The sequence below is a fragment of the Halobacillus sp. BBL2006 genome, from assembly GCF_000786645.1.
In the GTDB taxonomy this organism is placed as follows: Bacteria; Bacillota; Bacilli; order Bacillales; family Halobacillaceae; genus Halobacillus.
Genome location: NZ_JRNX01000615.1, coordinates 1 through 956, shown reverse-complemented (window position 1 = coordinate 956; position 956 = coordinate 1). Strand labels below are relative to the sequence as shown.

The following is a 956-nucleotide window of genomic DNA, read 5'->3' as shown; positions in this document are numbered from 1 at the left end:
TAAAAAAATAAGACCCGGTGAGAAGCACCGGGTCGATTGATCAGCGATTTCCTTTTACATAAGCTTCTCCTAATGACTTAGGAGCTTCCGCACGGCCGATAAATCCGGCTAATGCGAGAATCGTCAGAACATAAGGAGCGATTAACAAAAAGATTTGTGGAACATCTGCCAGCAAAGGAATGCTGGAGCCTACGATACTTAAACTTTGAGCGAACCCAAAGAAAATCGCAGCACCTAGTGCGCCTAAAGGATGCCATTTCCCAAAAATGACGGCTGCAAGAGACATGAATCCCTGACCTACGATCGTTGCATGGGAAAAGTTCAGTGCAATCGTTAGAGCGAACACAGATCCGCCAAGTCCGCCGAGTGCTCCTGAAATCATAACAGCCACGTATCTCATCCCATATACATTGATTCCGTTCGTATCTGCAGCCATCGGGTGCTCTCCTACTGAACGCAGACGTAAACCGAAGGAGGTCTTATAAATGATGAACCAGGCTACAAAAGCTAAAACAATCGCTAAATAGGAAGTGATGTACATCCCTGAGAAAAATAAATCACCAAGTACTGGGATTTTGCTTAGCAAAGGGACATCTGTCGTATAGAAAGGGCGCTCAACCATATCCGTCTGCCCTTTGTCATACCATTGCTTTGTCAAAAATAAACCGATGCCTAGAGCCAGGAAGTTAATAGCTACGCCACTGACAACCTGATCAGCTCTAAAGGTTATTGAAGCCACCGCATGTACAAGAGCAAATAAGGCAGAAATGATCATAGCCACCAAAATGGATACCCACGGAGTAGCACTGCCAAAGGTATCATAGAAAGTTAAATTGAAAACTATCCCGATGAACGCTCCCATAACCATGAGACCTTCCAGTCCAATGTTAATAATTCCAGAACGTTCACTAAAAACACCACCCAGAGCTGTAAAAATCAGAGGGGATGCAAAAAAC

Annotated in this window: 1 protein-coding gene; it reads right to left on the bottom strand. The window is 44.4% G+C overall.

From position 1 onward, the window contains the following. Window positions 1-40: 40 nt before the first annotated feature. A partial coding sequence (locus LD39_RS16960) for an ABC transporter permease (protein WP_035550332.1) occupies window positions 41-956 on the bottom strand: 916 nt, incomplete at its 5' end.